Origin of the sequence: Rhodococcus sp. IEGM 1241, from assembly GCF_033142365.1 — a bacterium.
In the GTDB taxonomy this organism is placed as follows: Bacteria; Actinomycetota; Actinomycetes; order Mycobacteriales; family Mycobacteriaceae; genus Rhodococcus_F; species Rhodococcus_F erythropolis.
On sequence record NZ_JAWLSE010000001.1, the window covers coordinates 1,644,223 to 1,660,983 of the forward strand.

General features: G+C 63.9%; 22 protein-coding genes. 10 read left to right on the forward strand and 12 right to left on the reverse strand.

Annotated elements, in window-relative coordinates; translation table 11 throughout:
* Positions 1 to 68: 68 nt before the first annotated feature.
* Positions 69 to 1,499: a gamma-aminobutyraldehyde dehydrogenase gene (locus tag R4P70_RS07905; protein WP_134999531.1), complete on the reverse strand. Its 1,431-nt coding sequence runs from the start codon at positions 1,497 to 1,499 to the stop codon at positions 69 to 71.
* Positions 1,500 to 1,669: 170 nt separating this feature from the next.
* Between R4P70_RS07905 and R4P70_RS07910 the strand changes: the two genes are divergently transcribed.
* A complete protein-coding gene (locus R4P70_RS07910; protein ID WP_317830637.1) occupies positions 1,670 to 3,187 on the forward strand; it encodes a PucR family transcriptional regulator in 1,518 nt (505 codons plus the stop codon).
* 36 nt (positions 3,188 to 3,223) lie between these two features.
* Here R4P70_RS07910 and R4P70_RS07915 read toward each other — a convergent pair whose 3' ends face one another.
* The 7 genes from R4P70_RS07915 to rpmB all read right to left on the reverse strand — a co-directional run bounded on the left by R4P70_RS07915 (position 3,224) and on the right by rpmB (position 7,250).
* Complete coding sequence (locus R4P70_RS07915; RefSeq protein WP_007727552.1) at positions 3,224 to 4,585, reverse strand: flavin monoamine oxidase family protein; 1,362 nt, start codon at positions 4,583 to 4,585, stop codon at positions 3,224 to 3,226.
* A 152-nt stretch (positions 4,586 to 4,737) separates the two neighbouring features.
* Positions 4,738 to 5,202 carry a hypothetical protein gene (locus R4P70_RS07920; RefSeq protein WP_007727550.1) on the reverse strand — a complete coding sequence of 155 codons (465 nt, stop codon included), beginning with the start codon at positions 5,200 to 5,202 and terminating at the stop codon, positions 4,738 to 4,740.
* Between the two features lie 19 nt (positions 5,203 to 5,221).
* Entirely contained in the window at positions 5,222 to 6,157 is a 936-nt protein-coding gene (locus R4P70_RS07925) for an AEC family transporter (protein WP_029255926.1), read from the reverse strand.
* 112 nt (positions 6,158 to 6,269) lie between these two features.
* On the reverse strand, positions 6,270 to 6,527 hold the full coding sequence (rpsR, locus tag R4P70_RS07930) for a 30S ribosomal protein S18 (protein ID WP_003946414.1): 258 nt from the start codon (positions 6,525 to 6,527) through the stop codon (positions 6,270 to 6,272).
* Between the two features lie 9 nt (positions 6,528 to 6,536).
* Positions 6,537 to 6,842 carry a 30S ribosomal protein S14 gene (gene rpsN / locus R4P70_RS07935; protein WP_095971064.1) on the reverse strand — a complete coding sequence of 102 codons (306 nt, stop codon included), beginning with the start codon at positions 6,840 to 6,842 and terminating at the stop codon, positions 6,537 to 6,539.
* A 2-nt stretch (positions 6,843 to 6,844) separates the two neighbouring features.
* Complete coding sequence (rpmG, locus tag R4P70_RS07940; RefSeq protein WP_003946358.1) at positions 6,845 to 7,009, reverse strand: 50S ribosomal protein L33; 165 nt, start codon at positions 7,007 to 7,009, stop codon at positions 6,845 to 6,847.
* Positions 7,010 to 7,013: 4 nt separating this feature from the next.
* On the reverse strand, positions 7,014 to 7,250 hold the full coding sequence (gene rpmB, locus R4P70_RS07945) for a 50S ribosomal protein L28 (RefSeq protein WP_020908631.1): 237 nt from the start codon (positions 7,248 to 7,250) through the stop codon (positions 7,014 to 7,016).
* 104 nt (positions 7,251 to 7,354) lie between these two features.
* Here rpmB and mrf point away from each other — a divergent pair, with 104 nt between their 5' ends.
* The 9 genes from mrf (at position 7,355) to R4P70_RS07990 (ending at position 14,309) form a co-directional block, all read left to right on the forward strand.
* Positions 7,355 to 8,608, forward strand: a complete 1,254-nt coding sequence (gene mrf, locus R4P70_RS07950) for a ribosome hibernation factor-recruiting GTPase MRF (RefSeq protein ID WP_279163661.1) — start codon at positions 7,355 to 7,357, stop codon at positions 8,606 to 8,608.
* Positions 8,605 to 8,859, forward strand: coding sequence for a type B 50S ribosomal protein L31 (locus R4P70_RS07955; protein WP_003946367.1), 255 nt, complete (start codon positions 8,605 to 8,607; stop codon positions 8,857 to 8,859). The genes mrf and R4P70_RS07955 overlap by 4 nt, the downstream gene beginning before the upstream one ends.
* The gene (gene rpmF, locus R4P70_RS07960; protein WP_007727540.1) at positions 8,859 to 9,032 is read left to right on the forward strand and encodes a 50S ribosomal protein L32; all 174 of its coding nucleotides are present in this window, start codon (positions 8,859 to 8,861) and stop codon (positions 9,030 to 9,032) included. The genes R4P70_RS07955 and rpmF overlap by 1 nt, the downstream gene beginning before the upstream one ends.
* An 18-nt stretch (positions 9,033 to 9,050) precedes the next feature.
* Complete coding sequence (locus R4P70_RS07965) at positions 9,051 to 9,662, forward strand: trimeric intracellular cation channel family protein (protein WP_003946409.1); 612 nt, start codon at positions 9,051 to 9,053, stop codon at positions 9,660 to 9,662.
* A 70-nt stretch (positions 9,663 to 9,732) separates the two neighbouring features.
* Positions 9,733 to 10,419: a response regulator transcription factor gene (locus tag R4P70_RS07970; RefSeq protein ID WP_003946387.1), complete on the forward strand. Its 687-nt coding sequence runs from the start codon at positions 9,733 to 9,735 to the stop codon at positions 10,417 to 10,419.
* 65 nt (positions 10,420 to 10,484) lie between these two features.
* Positions 10,485 to 11,864: a sensor histidine kinase gene (locus R4P70_RS07975; RefSeq protein ID WP_020908630.1), complete on the forward strand. Its 1,380-nt coding sequence runs from the start codon at positions 10,485 to 10,487 to the stop codon at positions 11,862 to 11,864.
* A gap of 226 nt (positions 11,865 to 12,090) precedes the next feature.
* Positions 12,091 to 13,548, forward strand: a complete 1,458-nt coding sequence (locus tag R4P70_RS07980; protein ID WP_169801354.1) for a S1C family serine protease — start codon at positions 12,091 to 12,093, stop codon at positions 13,546 to 13,548.
* Between the two features lie 80 nt (positions 13,549 to 13,628).
* The gene (locus R4P70_RS07985; protein WP_176720912.1) at positions 13,629 to 14,126 is read left to right on the forward strand and encodes a molybdenum cofactor biosynthesis protein B; all 498 of its coding nucleotides are present in this window, start codon (positions 13,629 to 13,631) and stop codon (positions 14,124 to 14,126) included.
* Between the two features lie 6 nt (positions 14,127 to 14,132).
* Complete coding sequence (locus R4P70_RS07990) at positions 14,133 to 14,309, forward strand: hypothetical protein (protein ID WP_020908628.1); 177 nt, start codon at positions 14,133 to 14,135, stop codon at positions 14,307 to 14,309.
* A gap of 60 nt (positions 14,310 to 14,369) precedes the next feature.
* Here the strand turns inward: R4P70_RS07990 and mscL are convergent, their stop codons facing one another.
* The 4 genes from mscL to R4P70_RS08010 form a co-directional block, all read right to left on the reverse strand.
* Positions 14,370 to 14,792: a large conductance mechanosensitive channel protein MscL gene (mscL, locus tag R4P70_RS07995; RefSeq protein WP_029255923.1), complete on the reverse strand. Its 423-nt coding sequence runs from the start codon at positions 14,790 to 14,792 to the stop codon at positions 14,370 to 14,372.
* 99 nt (positions 14,793 to 14,891) lie between these two features.
* Positions 14,892 to 15,638, reverse strand: a complete 747-nt coding sequence (locus tag R4P70_RS08000; protein ID WP_060939734.1) for an SAF domain-containing protein — start codon at positions 15,636 to 15,638, stop codon at positions 14,892 to 14,894.
* A 77-nt stretch (positions 15,639 to 15,715) separates the two neighbouring features.
* Positions 15,716 to 16,027 carry an FmdB family zinc ribbon protein gene (locus R4P70_RS08005; RefSeq protein WP_003946378.1) on the reverse strand — a complete coding sequence of 104 codons (312 nt, stop codon included), beginning with the start codon at positions 16,025 to 16,027 and terminating at the stop codon, positions 15,716 to 15,718.
* 111 nt (positions 16,028 to 16,138) lie between these two features.
* On the reverse strand, positions 16,139 to 16,717 hold the full coding sequence (locus R4P70_RS08010) for a 5-formyltetrahydrofolate cyclo-ligase (protein WP_019744726.1): 579 nt from the start codon (positions 16,715 to 16,717) through the stop codon (positions 16,139 to 16,141).
* Between the last annotated feature and the right edge of the window lie 44 nt (positions 16,718 to 16,761).

Genomic DNA, 16,761 nt, shown 5'->3' on the forward strand with positions numbered 1-16,761 from the left:
GGATTCTGGTGGGCGCTTTTTTTACCGGGGGGGTGTTAAAAAGGGCGCACAGCAGGAGGGGTGGCGACTCAGTCGTGCGAACTCATGACGTGCTTGAGGCGGGTGTAGTCCTCGACTCCGTATGCCGAGAGATCTTTGCCGTAGCCGGAGTACTTGAAGCCGCCGTGCGGCATCTCGGCAACGAGCGGGATGTGGCAGTTGATCCACACCGCACCGAAGTCGAGAGCGGCGGAGACGCGTTGCGTGACACCGTGATCCTTGGTCCAGATGCTCGAGGCCAGGCCGAACCGAACGTCGTTGGCAAGCGTGATCGCCTCCTTCTCGTCGGAGAAGCTCTGGACGGTGAGGATGGGACCGAAAGTCTCTTCCTGCACGATGTCGTCCGATTGCGCGACGCCGGTGATGACGGTCGGCTCGAAGAAGAATCCGGTTTCGCCCGAACGCTTTCCGCCGGTAACGATCTTGGCCGACGCCGGCAGGTTCGCGATCTTGTCGCTCACGGCGTTGAAGTGGTTGATGTTGTTGAGCGGGCCGTAGAAGGCATCAGGATCGGAAGGAGCGCCGGGGCGCAGCTTCTCGGCGTTCCGGACGAGGGCTTCGACGAGCTGATCGTGGATGGACTCGTGAACGATCACGCGAGTGGCCGCGGTGCAATCCTGGCCACCGTTGAAGAACGCTGCCTCTGCGATGCCGGTGGCGGTCTTCTCGATGTCGACGTCGCCGAAGACGATCGCCGGCGCTTTGCCGCCCAGTTCGAGGTGCGCGCGCTTGAGTTGCTGCGCTGCGGACACGGCGACAGCGATGCCCGCCCGCACCGAACCGGTGATCGAGACGAGACCGAGGGCCGGGTTCTCCACCAACGTCGCGCCGGTTCCGCCGTTGCCGAGCACGACGTTGAACACGCCGTCCGGCAGGATGCCCTTCGAGAGCTTCGCCAGGACCAGCGTGCTGCCCGGTGTGGTGTCGCTGGGCTTGAGGACGATCGTGTTGCCGGCTGCAAGGGCGGGCCCGATCTTCCACAGCGCCATCATGAACGGGTAGTTCCACGGAGTGACCTGACCGACGACGCCGATCGGCTCACGACGGACGTAGGAGGTGAAACCCTCCATGTACTCTCCGGCCGCCTTGCCCTCGAGAAGTCGTGCGGCTCCGGCGAAGAACCGCATCTGATCGGCTCCGACCTTGACCTCTTCGTCGGCGATCATCTGGTGGGCCTGGCCGGTGTTGGCGCTTTCGGCTGCGACGATTTCGTCGCTGTGCGCTTCGATGGCGTCGGCGAGTTTGAGGAGTGCGGCCTGCCGCACGCTTGGTGTCGTCTTACCCCAGGTCTCGAATGCGCGCTGTGCTGCTGCGACGGCGGCGTCGACGTCTTCCTTGGTGGAGACCGGCGTACGCCCGACCACACTCTCGTCCACGGGGTTGATCAGGTCGAGTGTTTCCGTCGCGGCCGAGGCGACGAATTCACCGTTGATGTAGTTCTCGAGTACGACGATCGACATCGGTACCGGTTCCTCTCGAGGTCGAACGAGTTCCGGCCGAGGTGATCAGCACGGAACTCGCACTTTGTGGGGCGTGTGTGAGCAAGTGTGCGCTGACTCACAAGTAAAGGCAGCTGCCAAAAAGGGTGAAATCTTTGATCCCCGACGCGCCGAGTTGTACAGTCCTGCCCATGACGATCGCTGTGCGGTGGATGTTGGCGCAGCCGGATCTCGCGCTGGAACTCAAAGGTGGGGCGCAGGGTGTCGGTCGCGAAATCACATTTGCGCACGCCACGGAGCTGCTCGACCCGTTTCGATGGTTGACCGGCGGCGAATTCATCCTCACCACCGGCATCCGATTGCCGTCCACTCAGCAAAAGCGCGGCCGCTATCTCCGGATGCTCGATGCGGCGGGTGTGGCCGCGGTGGGATTCGGAACCGGGCTGTCGTACCCCGAGGTCCCGGCCGATCTGGTGGCCGTCGCCGACGAGATCGGACTCCCGCTGATCGAGGTGCCGCTGCCGACGCCGTTTGCTGCCGTCGTCAAGCGCGTTATGAGCCGGTTGGCAGAGCAGGAATATGAAGCTGTCCTCCGGGCGTCGCGGGCGCAACCGCGGATGACGCGTGCCGTCATTTCCGGCGGAACTGCCGCAACCGTGCGTGAACTGGCGATCGCAACCTCGGCGACGGTGCTTCTTCTCGACGTCGCCGGACGAGTTCTCGAGAGCTCACCTCAACTGCCGACGGACGACGTGATCGACGAACTGCGAGCAACTCTCGGGGGCGGCGCATCCAGCAGCGTGACGCTTGCAAGGTCTGGAGCGTCGATCGCGGTGCAGCAGATCAGCGTCGGGCGAACGCCGTACGGATACCTGGCGGTGATCAGCGCTTCGGCGCTGAGCTACGTCGATCAGATACTGCTCGGTCACGCGAACTCGTTGCTGGCGTTGGACTTCGAGAAACCTGCGCGCCTGCGCGCCACTCAGGATCAGTTGAATTCGCATGCCCTCGGATTGCTGCTCACCGAAGACCGTGACCCGGCGCCGGCGTGGCAACAGATCCGGCAAGCCGCCGACGGCGAGGGAATGATCCGAGGGTTGACAGTTCTTGCCGACACGTCCGACGTAGCGGGACGCGTCGGAGTCGAGATTGCCGAGTTCATGAACAAGGCAGGGCGGCAGTTGTTCTCGCGGATCAACGACACTCGCGTCACGGTGCTGCTGCGTGGAACCGACGACGTCCAGTTCGCCCGAGAGCTACTGGGTGGGGTATCGAGGTCGGATCTTCGCGCGCTTCGAGTCGGCTTGAGCGCGCGACGGGTGGTCGCTGCGCTGGCGGTCGCCGTCGAGCAGTCTCAGCTGTGTGCGTCTGCCGCGGAAATCGGCGCCGAGCCTTTGGAATTCGCGGCGCTGACCGGAAGTGTGCTGCTGTCTTTCGATTCGACGCGTGAAGTGCTCAACACGCTGGCGGAAACGATGATCACGCCGATCGAGGACTATGACCGTGACAACGGCACCGAACTGCTGGCGTCGCTGCGGGCATTTCTCGAGGCCAACGGGCACTGGGAAGCGGCAGCCATCACGATGGGCGTCCACCGGCACACGCTGCGAAGCCGAATGGCGAAGGTGGAGAGCTTGATCGACTGTCGACTCGAGGTAGCGAGAGTTCGTGCGGAACTGCTGCTCTCGATCATTGCCCGGCAGTCGTGACTGCCGGGCAATGATCGAGACTTGGCAAAGTGGCCGTCAGGCCTTGCTGCGGGCGATGATGTCGGCGGCGGTTCGCTGCCCCATCCGAACAGCACCGTCGACGTGCTGGTACCCCTCGGCCGCGATGTCGGAGCACGAGAAGTGGATCGGGCCGACGGGTGTGCGGGAATCCGCGCCGTATCGGTGCAGGCCACCGAGGTCGAAGCTGGCCGCGTACGCACCGCGGGTCCATTCCTCCGAGCCCCAGTCGGATTCGTAGTACACAACCGGTTCTTCGGCCTTCGGGCCCAGGTAGCGGGCAAGTGAGGCCAGAATCGTGGCCTTACGCTCCTCGACGGAAAGCTCGAACATCGCGTCGGCCTTCTCGTCGGAGACGAAAGCGACCAGTGTGCCGCGATCGTCCTCGTGGTTGGTGTTGTCGTACACCTCCTGTACTACCTCGGACGCGCCGAAGCCGGTGCCGGAGAGGCCGTCTTCGCGCCAGAAAGGCGTCTCGTACACCGCGTGCACCTTGATGACGAGGCCGAGGGACTGGTGCTGGTGCATCTGGTGCTGACGACGCGGCAGCGGGGGATCGTACGAGATCCGGGAGTAGAGGTTGGGCGGTACGGCCAGGATCACTCGGCTTGCCTCGACGCGAACATCGCCGTCCGCCAACACCGTTGCACCGGATTCGTTCCACTTCACCGTTCGCACGGGTGCGTTGAGGAAGACGTCGTCACCGAGGGCCTCCGCCATGCGGATCGATACCTGCTGCATTCCGCCGATCACTCGCTTGTCGAGGATGAAGTCCTCGTCGACGAGGTGGGAGAACGAGCCTGCGGAAGCGGCCATGAGTACGGCCTGCAGGGCAGAGAACGAGTGGGCGGGCTTGGTGAGCATGCCACCGGCGATGAAGAGGCCGATGTTGTCACGTGCCTCGGCGTCGTCGGACTGATTGATCAGCCACTGCTTGAAGGAGACTGTGTCGAGATCGCGGGCGAGGGGATGTGCCCACGGTTCCTCGGCGCCGATCTGTGCTGCGAGATCGTCCATCTCGTCGATGAGACGGTCCATCTCCTTCTTCGTGGTGTCGTTCGTGGGGAAGGAATCACCCGTGTACTGCGTCCGCTCACCTGCCGACGAGATGTAGACGGACTCGCCCTCGCGGTAGCGCTCGAAAGTTTTCAGGCCGAGTTCGTCGAGCAAGGAGATCAGCGCGGTCTGGTCGGGGGAGACCCACTGGCCGCCGATTTCCAGAACTGCTCCGTCGATGGTGTCGGTCCACGTGCGGCCGCCGACGCGGTCGCGCGCTTCGATCACAGCGACGGTCAAGCCGGCCTTGCGCAGCGCGGTTGCAGCTGCCAGGCCAGAGGGGCCGGCGCCGACGATTGCAACGTCTCTCTGGAGAGTAGGCACTTGCGAGCTCCTTCATGTTGAGCACCGCTCGAGTCGAAAGCTGCCGACGAGCGAGTGCACGGGTGTCGGTTTTCAGTCTGTCCCGACGAGACGCACACCACACCTGACGAAACGGAGTGTTCGATCGTTGATCTTGTGCCGTTTAGGCGCGGCTAGCCGTTGATGACGTGGCGATCGCCGAGCGGTCGGCTCAGCGGAACGTCCAGGCTGCCGAACACGGCAACCAAGATGCACATCTTGTCCGCGGCCTCCGGCAATGCTCCGGTTCGGAGCGTGACGATCACCGTCGTATCAGTCTCTTCGACGGTTGCGTACGCGCCGTAGCACTCCGGAGTGCCGGTCACGAAGTGGACTGCCACCGTGTGATCGTCGACCTCGGACCACGATTCGAACATGGTGGCCGTCGCACCCACGATGTCGGTGCGGCTGTCGAACTCCGTGCCCATCTCGCTGTCGTCGACCTCGTCGGGAACGGGGGTTCCGAGCGACCAGTCGGCGGGACTTGCTTCGTTGGCCGCCATCGGATTCGGCGCAGCAACCGGCCCCGTTGTCTGGGCCCCGACGGAGCATCCGGCCACAGCAAGGCAGGCCAGAACGGCGAGGGTTAGTACACGCATGAATCCACCGTAACCCTGCTCAAGCGAGTAGCGCCGTGACCAGCGCAATCGCCGGTATCGACGCCAAAGTGGTGACAAAGGCGCTGTCTCGGGCGAGGACCATTCCGCGCCGATATCGGCTTGCGTAGATGAAGACGTTCTGTGCCGTCGGCAACGTCGAGACGACCACGATGGCGAACAACTGATGGCCGTCGATGCCGAGTAGGAAGTGCGCCATCAGGTAAGCCAGCACTGGTTGGACGACGATCTTGAGGGTCGACGCAAGCGCGACGTCGCGGCGCGGACTGGAGCCCTTCTCGAGCACTCGTACGCCGTACAACGAGAGCCCGAATGCCAGCAGTGCGCCGGGGACCGAAGTGGCGCCGATCAATTCGAAAGGCTGCATCAAGGGTCTCGGCGGCACCCAACCGATCAACGCCACGATCAACCCCGCAGCGCCCGCGAGCACGATCGGATTCTTGAACGGAGCGGTGACAGTGTCGATCAGTGACAGTTTTTCGGCTTCGCCCCGCAATGCCGTGAGATCGAGGATCGTCAAGGCGATCGGGGAGTACACGACGATCTGGAAGAGCAGGAGCGGCGCGACGAACGTGGCATCGCCGAGCACGAACACCGCGATCGGGATACCGAGGTTGGCCGAATTCACGTACGACGCCGACAGTGCGCCGATGGTCAGCTCGGGCAGCGGCCGGTCGAGCCAGATTTTTGCGACGACGACGTACAAGGCGCCGACGGCAAAGGCGGTGGCCGACGCGACCGCGAGCGTCGGCGAGAAGATCACCGAAAGATCGGACGACGCGAGCGTGGTGAACAGCAGGGCAGGCGTCGCGACGAAGAAGACGAGCCGACCGAGAACGAACTGTCCTTGGCTACCGAGGGTGCCGAGGCGACCGAGGAGATACCCGACCGCGATGACGACAAAAATGACGGTGAAACCCGCAACAACTCCCGACACGCTGCGGGCACCTCTCGACTGGAATGAACGACTCCGGGAAATCTTAGTCCGGGCAACGAAAAGGCCGCGCAGTCGAGTGACTGCGCGGCCTCTTCGGTACTTCTACGTATGACTACCGTGCGGCGGTGAAGGGGAGCAACGCCATTTCGCGGGCGTTCTTCACTGCAACGGCGACCTGACGCTGCTGCTGCGGGGTCAGGCCCGTGACGCGACGGCTGCGGATCTTGCCGCGGTCCGAGATGAACGTGCGAAGCAAGTTGATGTCCTTGTAATCGACATGCGTGATCTTCGCTGCGAACAACGGGTTCTTCTTGGGCTTACGACCCTCTACGGGGCGTGGCTTCTTCGACGGTGAACGCTTGACTGCCATCCGACTTCCTTACCAGCTCGACTTGTGTACGCCAGGCAGTTCCCCACGGTGCGCCATTTCTCGCACGCGAATCCGGGAGAGCCCGAACTTCCGCAGGTGGCCGCGCGGACGTCCATCCGCAGCGTCTCGATTGCGCAATCGTACCGGACTGGCGTCGCGTGGTAGACGTTGCAGGGTCGCTTGGGCCTTCGCGCGCTCCTCGGGTGAGCTTTTCGGGGAGCGGATCGTCTCCTTGAGTGCCGACCTCTGCTCCGCGTATCGCTCGACGACGACCCGTCGCTGGTTGTTCTTCGCGATCTTCGACTTCTTGGCCATGCCTACTTCTCTTCTCGGAAATCGACGTGCTTGCGCAGCACCGGGTCGTACTTCTTCAGTACGAGTCGATCGGGGTCGTTGCGACGGTTCTTGCGGGTCACGTACGTGTACCCGGTGCCCGCGGTGGACTTGAGTTTCACGATCGGGCGGATCTCGTTGCGTGCCATCTGCTCAGACCTTCTCGCCGCGCGCGCGGATCCGGGCGACGACGGATTCGATGCCGTCGCGGTCGATCGTCTTGATGCCCTTGGTCGAGAGGGTGAGCGTGATGCGACGACCCTCGCTGGGCAATACGTATGTCTTGCGCTGGATGTTCGGGTTCCAGCGACGATTCGAACGCTTGTGGGAGTGCGAGACGGATTTTCCGAACCCCGGCACACGTCCGGTCACTTGGCAGTGAGCCGACATGGGTGTTCCTTTCAACTTGCAGATGACAATCATTTTCGACAATGCGGTGAGATCAATGTAGCGTTCATCCCCGGTAATGACAATCATTCCCAGAAAGGTCCGCTGTGAACACGATCCTGGACGGCAGGACTCCGCTGGTCCTGGTCGCCGGCATGAGCGAATCCACTCCACACACCGCACGAGCGTTGCTGCGAACCGGAACTGTTCTGGTTCACCACGACCTGAGCCACGTCCGTGAAGGGGTGGTCCGGCGGACGGTCACCTCGATGACCGGGGGCACCGGGTCTGCCGGGACGGTGTCCGAACGCGAGACGATCCTCGAGCTCGCGCACGGCTGCGTCTCCTGCACCCTGCGCGAAGACTTGCTGCCGCTGCTGCGTCGCCTTCACTCGCACAGTTCGGTTCAGCGGATCGTCTTGCTGCTTGACCGCCAACTCGAACCCGAAGCGCTGTGCTGGGCGATCGAGCATGTCGTCGTGACCGGCGTCGTCGGCCAATTGGACGGACCGGCGCAGCGTGACTGCCGCGTCGACGCCGTCGTGACGTGCATCGACGCCCAGACCTGGCTTGCCGACGCCACCGGCGACGAAGCTCTCGACGACGACCGCACCCTGGCTCAAGTCGTCGTCGGGCAGGTCGACTTCGCCGACGCTCTCGTAATGCGCGGGTCCGATGGACTCGACGGCTGGCAGCGGTCCCGCTTGAACGCGGTTCTCGCGCGCATTGCTCCGCGCGTACCCGTCTTCGATGAGGGAGACGACATCGAGGCACTGCTCCTCGAGGTGCCTGCGGATGCGCGACGCGGTGAGCTGGCCGACGCTCACTCACCGCTGTTGCGTCGTCAGCCGCCGCTCGACGACGACGGCGGAGTGATGCTCGTCGAGTTTACCGCTAACCGGCCGTTCCACCCCGAGCGTCTGCACGAGGCGATCGACGTCCTGCTCGAAGGTGTCGTCTATTCCCGCGGGCGCGTCTGGGTGGCGACTCAACCGGGCGAAGCGCTCTGGCTCGAATCGGCGGGCGGTGGCCTGCGAGTTGCCAGCGCGGACACCTGGCTGGCCGCGATGACGCCGCAGCAACGCGAGCGCGTTCCAGCCGAGCGCCGTGCGCTCGCGGCCCTGAAATGGGACGAGCGTTTCGGCGACCGCGATACCTCGATGGTGGTTCTGGCGTGCGGAGCCAATCCGCTCGAGATCGACCGAACGCTGCAGCACGCCCTGGTCACCGACGAGGAGTTGGCCGACGAAGCGTCGTGGACCACCTGGGAAGACCCGTTCGGAGAGTTCCACGAAGACCCGTGCGACGAATCCGAATCACCTTATGCCGAAACCGAATCAACGCGAGAGGGAAACGAATGAAGAAGCAGATGCACCCCGACTACCACCCCGTGGTGTTCCAGGACGCCAGCACCGGCAAGAGCTTCCTGACCCGGTCGACCGTGACGAGTGAGCGCACCGTCGAATGGGAAGACGGCGGCACATACCCGCTGTTGGTCGTCGACGTCACGAGCGACTCGCACCCGTTCTGGACTGGAGCACAACGAGTGATGGACACCGCCGGACGCGTCGAGAAGTTCGAGCGTCGCTACGGAAAGCGCAAGGCACTCTGATGGCCGTTCCCAAGCGGAAGATGTCGCGTTCCAACACCCGCAGTCGCCGTGCCCAGTGGAAGGCGACGGCGCCCGATCTGGTCGAGGTCACGGCCTTCGGCCAGACCCACCGGGTTCCTCGGCGACTGGTCAAAGCAGTTCGACTCGGGGTGATCGACCCGAGCCGCATCTGACCGTGCGATCCTTGGCCGGTGCTGCTGAGGATCCTCGAACTGGTGGGCATCGTGGCGTTCGCGGCCTCGGGTGCCCTGGTGGGCGTCACCAAGCGACTCGACATCTTCGGGGTGTGCTCGGTGGGTGTGTTCACCGGCATCGGCGGCGGTATCGTCCGCGACGTCCTTCTCGGCGTCCATCCGCCCAGCTCGCTGAGCAGTTGGCCGTACTTCGGAACGGCCGCCGCCACCTCACTCGCCGTGTTCTACCTACACGAGCCGCTCAATCGACTGCGTCGTGAAATCCTGGCGCTCGACGCGCTGGGGATGGGCTTGTTCGCGAGTACCGGCGCCGTCATCGCGCTGGACAACAACGCCAGTTCGCTGGCGGCGACATTGATCGGTGCGACCGCGGCGATCGGCGGCGGAGTGATCCGCGACGTCCTCGTCAACGAGGTACCGCTGCTCCTGCACAAAGACCTGTACGCGGTTCCCGCACTGCTCGGCGCTGCGTTGGTGGTCACAGTCTCGCAAGCCGGACTGTCCACCAACGCCGCGCTGGTGTGCGGCACGGCGTTCGCCGCGGTGTTCAGACTGCTTGCGTTATGGCGTCATTGGAGCCTGCCCGGGCCCAGGCGAACCCGGGACTGACCGCGACACGCCGGAGGCCGGAATCGGACCCTCTCAGCCGCATCTCAGCACTTCAGTCCAAACTGTCGGTATGCGTATTTTGGTGGTCGACGACGACCGGGCGGTTCGCGAGTCGCTTCGGCGGTCGCTCAGCTTCAACGGCTACACGGTCGAGCTCGCGGTCGACGGGCTCGACGCACTCGAGAAGATCCTCGCCAACCGGCCGGACGCCGTCGTGCTCGACGTCATGATGCCGCGACTCGACGGACTCGAAGTGTGCCGTCGTCTTCGCAGTGCCGGCGACGACCTGCCCATCCTCGTGCTCACCGCCCGCGATTCGGTCAGCGAGCGAGTCGCCGGCCTCGATGCCGGAGCGGACGACTACCTGCCCAAGCCCTTCGCTTTGGAAGAGTTGCTTGCCAGGTTGCGTGCACTACTGCGTCGCACCGCGCCCGATCTGGACGCCGATTCCGAAATGATGGCCTTCGAGGACCTCACCCTCGACCCGGTCACCCGTGAGGTCAAGCGCGGAGAGCGATCGATCAGCCTGACCCGCACCGAGTTTTCCCTCCTCGAAATGCTCATGGCCAACCCGCGTCGCGTGCTCACCCGTGGACGCATTCTCGAAGAGGTGTGGGGGTACGACTTCCCGACGTCCGGCAATGCGCTCGAGGTGTACGTCGGCTACCTGCGTCGCAAGACGGAAGCCGACGGCGAACCGAGGTTGATCCACACCGTCCGCGGAGTCGGCTACGTCCTGCGGGAGACGCCTCCGTGATCACCGCTCCGTTCGGCAAGAATGCCGAACCGAAGAAATCCTCCACCACCCAAGCGTCCGTCGAAATGCGCCCGCCGATGCCACTGACCCGTTCGGTGTCATTGCGTTGGCGTGTGACGCTCCTCGCTGCGTCGGTGGTGGCCATTGCCGTCGCGGTCATGGCGATCGCGGCGTACGCGGTGGTTTCGCGTGCGCTCTACGCGGACGTCGATCACCAGTTGCGGACCAGAGCAGCGGTGCTCATCGACAGTAATGTCGTGCGCTTCGATCCTCGCTACATCTCCGGCGCGACGCTCTACACCACCGACATCAGTGTTGCCCTGATCTTCTCGGATCTGAGCACGTACCAGCCGCCCGGTTCCGACGTGCCGATCGGCGAAGCTGAAGATGCCGTTGCGCGGGGCGAATCGGATTCCTCGCTGCGAACCGTCGACGGCCAGCGCGTGTTGGCCCAACGAACCCATGACGGAAGCACTTTGGTGATCGGGCAGCGGCTCGCGCCGACCGTTGCGGTACTGGACCGTCTGGCCTGGGTTCTCTTCGTGGTCGGTGGGTGTGGTGTCATTCTTGCGGCGGTGGCGGGTACTACCGTGGGCCGCACCGGTTTACGGCCCATTGCCAGGCTGACTGCAGCCACCGAACGCGTCGCCCGGACCGACGATCTGACGCAGATCCCCGTGACAGGCAGCGACGAATTGGCGCGCCTGACAGAGAGTTTCAACACGATGCTGCGGGCACTCGCCGAGTCCCGCGAGCGCCAGTCGCGTCTCGTCGCGGATGCCGGACACGAGTTGCGCACACCGTTGACTTCGTTGCGTACCAACATGGAATTGCTGATCGCGTCCAGTCGCCCCGGTGCGCCGCAGATTCCCGACGAGGACATGGCCGAACTGCGCGCCGACGTCGTCGCGCAGATCGAGGAACTGTCGACTCTTGTCGGTGACCTTGTCGATCTGGCCCGCGAAGACGCGCCCGAAACCGTGTACGAGCGCGTAGACGTCAGCGACGTCGTCGAGCGTGCGCTCGAACGAGCGCGGCGCAGGCGCAACGAAATCGAGTTCGAAGCGGTCACCACTCCGTGGTACGTCTACGGAGATCAAGCGGGCCTGTCGCGTGCGGTGCTGAACGTCCTCGACAACGCTGCGAAATGGAGTCCGAAGGGCGAACAGGTACGCGTCGAAATGCGTCCGGTCGGCCAAGGATTGTTGGAATTGACCGTAAGTGATGCGGGACCCGGCATTCCGGAGGAGGATCGGGAGTTGGTGTTCGATCGTTTCTACCGGTCGACCGCGGCACGTTCGATGCCGGGATCGGGTCTGGGACTTGCGATTGTGCGTCAGGTCGTCGTCAAGCACGGCGGCACCATCGCGATCGACGAATCCGATCGTGGGGGAGCGCTTGTTCGTATCGTGCTTCCCGGCGAACCAGGGCCGAGCGCCGAGTAGCGTGTTCTGTAGACCCGTTGGTCCCGTGCTTCGGTGACTGACGTCACGAGTTAATGCGTTCGGCCCGAGAGTCTTTCACGCCGAACCGACAACACCGGATTTTCACGTCGAACTCTGGGTAAAGTGACAGGCACGTCTCAGCGCCTTCTCAGCAGCGCAAGGCAGCATTGTCGGCAGAACAGTTGTGACTGCCCGTCCGGTGGTCACCGTAGACGAAAGCGAGCCGATGACCGAGGACCGTAACGTCGGGCCGACCCGGCCCGAGCAGCCCAACAGCGAGCCCACCGCCCAAGCGCAGCCGCAAGCACCTCAAGTGCAGCCGCAGCAGCCTCAGGGGCAGGCGCCTCAGCAGCCGTACCAGCCGACCGAATCCTTTTCTCGACCCACCGAAGCCTTCGGGCAGGCGCAGCAGCAGCCCACGCAGGCTTTCGGCCACCCGCACGGTGCCCATGAGGCCGCGTACCAGCAGAGCGCCCCGTACGGCGCACCCAACCCTGGTGGCCCCAGCGGTCCGAACGGCCCGGGCGGCCACAACCAGATCCCCGCACCGCTACAGGGGCCGAACTCCGGTTCGACCACCACCAAGCCGAAGTCGGGACGCATGGCGCTGGTTGCCGGCGCTCTCGCCCTGGTCCTGGTCAGTGGTGGTGTCGGTGGCGTGGTCGGTGCCGTCGTCGCGGACCGCAACGGTGGAACCGCGACGGTCACCAACTCTCTGAACGCTCCGAAGCCTACTGCGACCAACACGTCCAACGCTCCCGCCGGCTCGGTTCAGGCCGTTGCCTCGAAGGTGGTGCCCAGCGTCGTGCAGATCGAGGTGGCCACCGCGCAGGGACAGGGCGGTGAGGGTTCCGGTGTCATCCTGTCCTCCGACGGTCTGATCCTGACCAACAACCACGTTGCCGGTGCTCAGGGAGCGCAACTTCGCGTCGCGTTCTCCGACGGAACCAAGGCCTCGGCCACCCTTGTCGGTGCCGATCCCGTCTCCGACATCGCCGTCATCAAGGTCGACGGCCGCAACGACCTCACGCCCATCGATCTCGGGAACTCCGGCGACGTTCAGGTCGGACAGCAGGTTGTGGCCGTCGGGTCCCCGCTCGGCCTGGCCGGCACGGTCACCGAGGGCATCATCTCCGCACTCGATCGCCCGGTGTCCACGAGCGGCGAGTCCGGCAACCAGAACACCGTCATCGACGCGCTGCAGACCGACGCAGCGATCAACCCCGGCAACTCCGGCGGCGCCCTCGTCAACATGGACGGCCAGCTGATCGGCATCAACACGGCGATCGCCTCGCTCGGAGCCTCGTCGGGTACCCAGGGCGGTTCGATCGGCCTCGGGTTCGCCATCCCGATCGATCAGGCACGCCGCGTCGCCGACGAACTGATCAAGACCGGCAAGGCGACTCAGGCCATGATCGGCGTGACCGTGCCGTCGCAGGACAACGCCGACGGCGCAACCGTCATGGATGTCACTGCTGACGGGCCGGCCGCCAAGGCCGGTATCCCGAAGGGTGCAGTCATCACCAAAGTCGACGATCGTGTTGTCGCAGATGGCGATTCGCTGATCGCGGCAGTGCGTTCACATGCTCCCGGCGACAAGGTCTCGATCACGTACAGCGACGGCGGGCAGACCAAAACCGTCGACGTCACGTTGGGAACCGCGGCAGCGCAGGGCGGCCGATGATGTTCGGCGATCAGCAGACGATCGACCCGATCTTCGGCCAGATCGCAACGGCGTCGGGATCGGACACTACGGTAGGTGTCATGGAACTCGAAGCCACATCGGCCGGCCGCGCTCTGGTCGTCATCGTCGACGATCGCACAGCCCACGGCGACAACACCGACTCCATCGGTCCACTGGTTACGGAACTGCTGAACGAAGCGGGTTTTCTCGTCGATGCGACGGTCGCCGTCGCCGCCGACGAAGTGGAGATCCGCAACGCTCTCAACACCGCAGTCATCGGTGGCGTCGACCTCGTCATCTCGGTCGGCGGTACCGGGGTATCCCCGCGTGACGTCACTCCCGACGTGACCGCAGAGGTTCTCGATCGCGAGATCCCGGGAATTGCCGAAGCACTTCGCGCTTCCGGTCTGTCGGCCGGATCGCTCGAAGCAGGCTTGTCCCGCGGCCTCGTCGGGGTTTCGGGAAGCACCGTGGTCGCCAATCTGGCGTCGACCAGGCCGGCAATTCGCGACGGCATGGCAACCCTGACGGCATTGGCGAGTCACGTCATCGCCGAGCTGTCCAGCCTCGAGGGCTGAGATAGCTTGTCGGAGCAACCAGATACCCCGAAGAAGCCGCCAGTCGACAAGAAGCGCCTGGCGCACATCTTCGGGGACGTCTTTCCCGAGACGACGTCGGACGAGCGGGGTCCTGAAGGTTCCTCGCGATCCTCGGACGACGACTGGCTGCGCAGTCAGCGGCCCCCGCACCACGGCGGTTGAGAAGTAAATCAGGCCCTCGGACACAATGTCCGAGGGCCTGATTTGTTCTGTGAGCGCTGCCTATTCGAGCGTCTTGGCGTGAGCTCCCGTGTCGGCGCCACCGGCATTGGCGGAGAGGATGTCGCGGATCTGGATGAGCAGATCGGTTTCGCTGGCTTCCTTGTCCTCGGGCTCGGAGACGAACTTCTTCTTCGCCGCATTCGCGGGAACGATCAGCACGAAGTAGACGACCGCCGCGATGATGATGAAGTTGATGATCGCGGTGACCACGGCGCCGAAGTTCAAGAACGTCTCAGCGGTGTCACCCGTCAGCTGAATGCCCCACCCGTATTCGTTGCCGCCGCCGATCGAAGCGACGAGTGGGTTGATGATGTTGCTGGTGAATGCCGTGACGATGGCGGTGAAGGCTGCGCCGATGACCACGGCGACGGCCAGGTCGAGCACGTTTCCGCGAAGCAGGAAATCCTTGAATCCCTTGAGCATGTCGGTGTCCCCTCGAGTCTCCGATGGCAAGTGCCAGATGGTCCGTTGATACCGAACCGACTGGAAAAATCCTAGAGGAGCTTCGGACGCTTTGTGCGGTCAGCGGAATGTCACGGTGATCGCATTGGACAGGGATGCCGCGGCAACGACGTTGGCTGCCGGTGTCGGCAGAGCCAGCAGAATCACCTGTTCCTGCTGGTTACGTGTACTTTCCGACGTGGTGACCAGAGCGACTACTGCTCCCGCCGCAAGAATCTGCGGGGCCTGGTCGGCAATTGATTCGTTGGGTGTGTCGGGGCGGGATGTGTCAGTGCGGGATGTGTCAGGGCCGACGGTCAGGACGTCGACGACATCCCCGCTGCGCAACATGTCCGCGACGGCTGCATCGGCCAATCGAACGGGGACGATACGGGCGTCGTCGGTTCCTACCGACAACCCGGCCAGCCGTGGGCTGAGAACGCGCACGTCGGTAACGGTTTCTCCGGAGCGAATCGGGCCGGCAACGGTTCTCCCGACTACCAGGTCGGTATCGGAGACAATTCCTTCGGGAAGTTGTTTCGAGTCGATCTCTCGGATCTCGACATCCGAATCCGCGATCACCTGTCCGGGAGTGAGATCGCGACTCGAGACAACTGCAGAGACGGTATCGGTCGCTGGATCGCCTCGGAAGAAAAGAACGACGCCGAGTGCGGCCAGGGCAACGGCTGCGATCTTGCGGACTGTCGCCGTGCGGAACCGAGTGCCGCGCGTCAGTTCGACGACGCGATCGAAGGTGCTCGGGGTGAGATCGAGCTGGGCGCGCAGTGGATCGGAGCGCCTCGGCGAGCGAGAACGTGCTGACGGCATTCATGCACGTTAGGGCCGGAAGCGGTGCTTCCGGCCCTAACGATGTGAAACTGTGGACAACCCGGAGGTTGTGGAAATCAGCTTGCGGCAGCCTTCGCGGGCGCCGGCGTGCTGGTCGACGAACTCGATGTCGAAGAGGAGTCCGACTTGGACTCGGACTTCGCAGCGGGTGCCGAATCACTCTTGGCGGGCTCGCTCGCAGTCCCGGAGCCGCCGCGGCTGTCGGTGCGGTAGAAGCCGCTGCCCTTGAACACGATGCCAACAGAGTTGAACAGCTTGCGGAGCTTGCCTGAGCAAGCTGGGCAGACCGTCAGCGAATCTTCGCTGAAGGACTGGACGATGTCGAAACGGTTGTCACATTCCGTACATGCGTATGAGTAGGTGGGCACCGGGCTTCCTCCGCACTGTGATGTTCGAGCAGCCGCGTATTTACACCGCAGCCTTTAGCACTCTACAAGTGACAGTGCCAACAGCGCTAATCAGGGATCTATTCCCGCAGATCAATCGCCTTGGAGCCGCGTGAGACCGCCGCTCGGCGTCAATGCCCATCCCATCGGAATGTCGTGGTCGTCGGCAGGCAAGGTCTCGACGAGTTCGGAGTCTCTGACAATTGCCACGAGCCGAGTCTGCGGTCCGACCGACCCGAGCGTCCGGTCGTAGAAGCCTGCGCCGCGGCCGAGGCGTGTTCCACGAAGATCCACCGCGAGAGCAGGGATCAGCATGCATTCCACGTCGGACAGGGTTTCCGGTGGTAGGACGGGTCCGGCGGGCTCCCGAATGCCGTACTTCGCGGGGCGTAAACCGTCGGCACCGCTGTATTGAACCCAGGACAACGGTCCGGGTTCCCCGGTGATCGGAAGTAGTACACGCTGCGCGATCTCGGCAACGGCGTCGAGCAAGTCGGTGGATCCTGGTTCGGTGCGGGTGGGGACGTACGCACAGACGGTTGAGCCGTCGACAATCACTGAACGTATGTGCGTGATCAACGCCGCAGTTTCCGTATTTCGAGTGTGCTCGGAGACTGCATCACGTGCTGCGAGTGCGATTTGTCGCCATTGTGCTTTTGTCTGAGGTGTCACCCCGCAACGATATTCGTCGTGCTGACCGAGCGGTAACAAGCGGC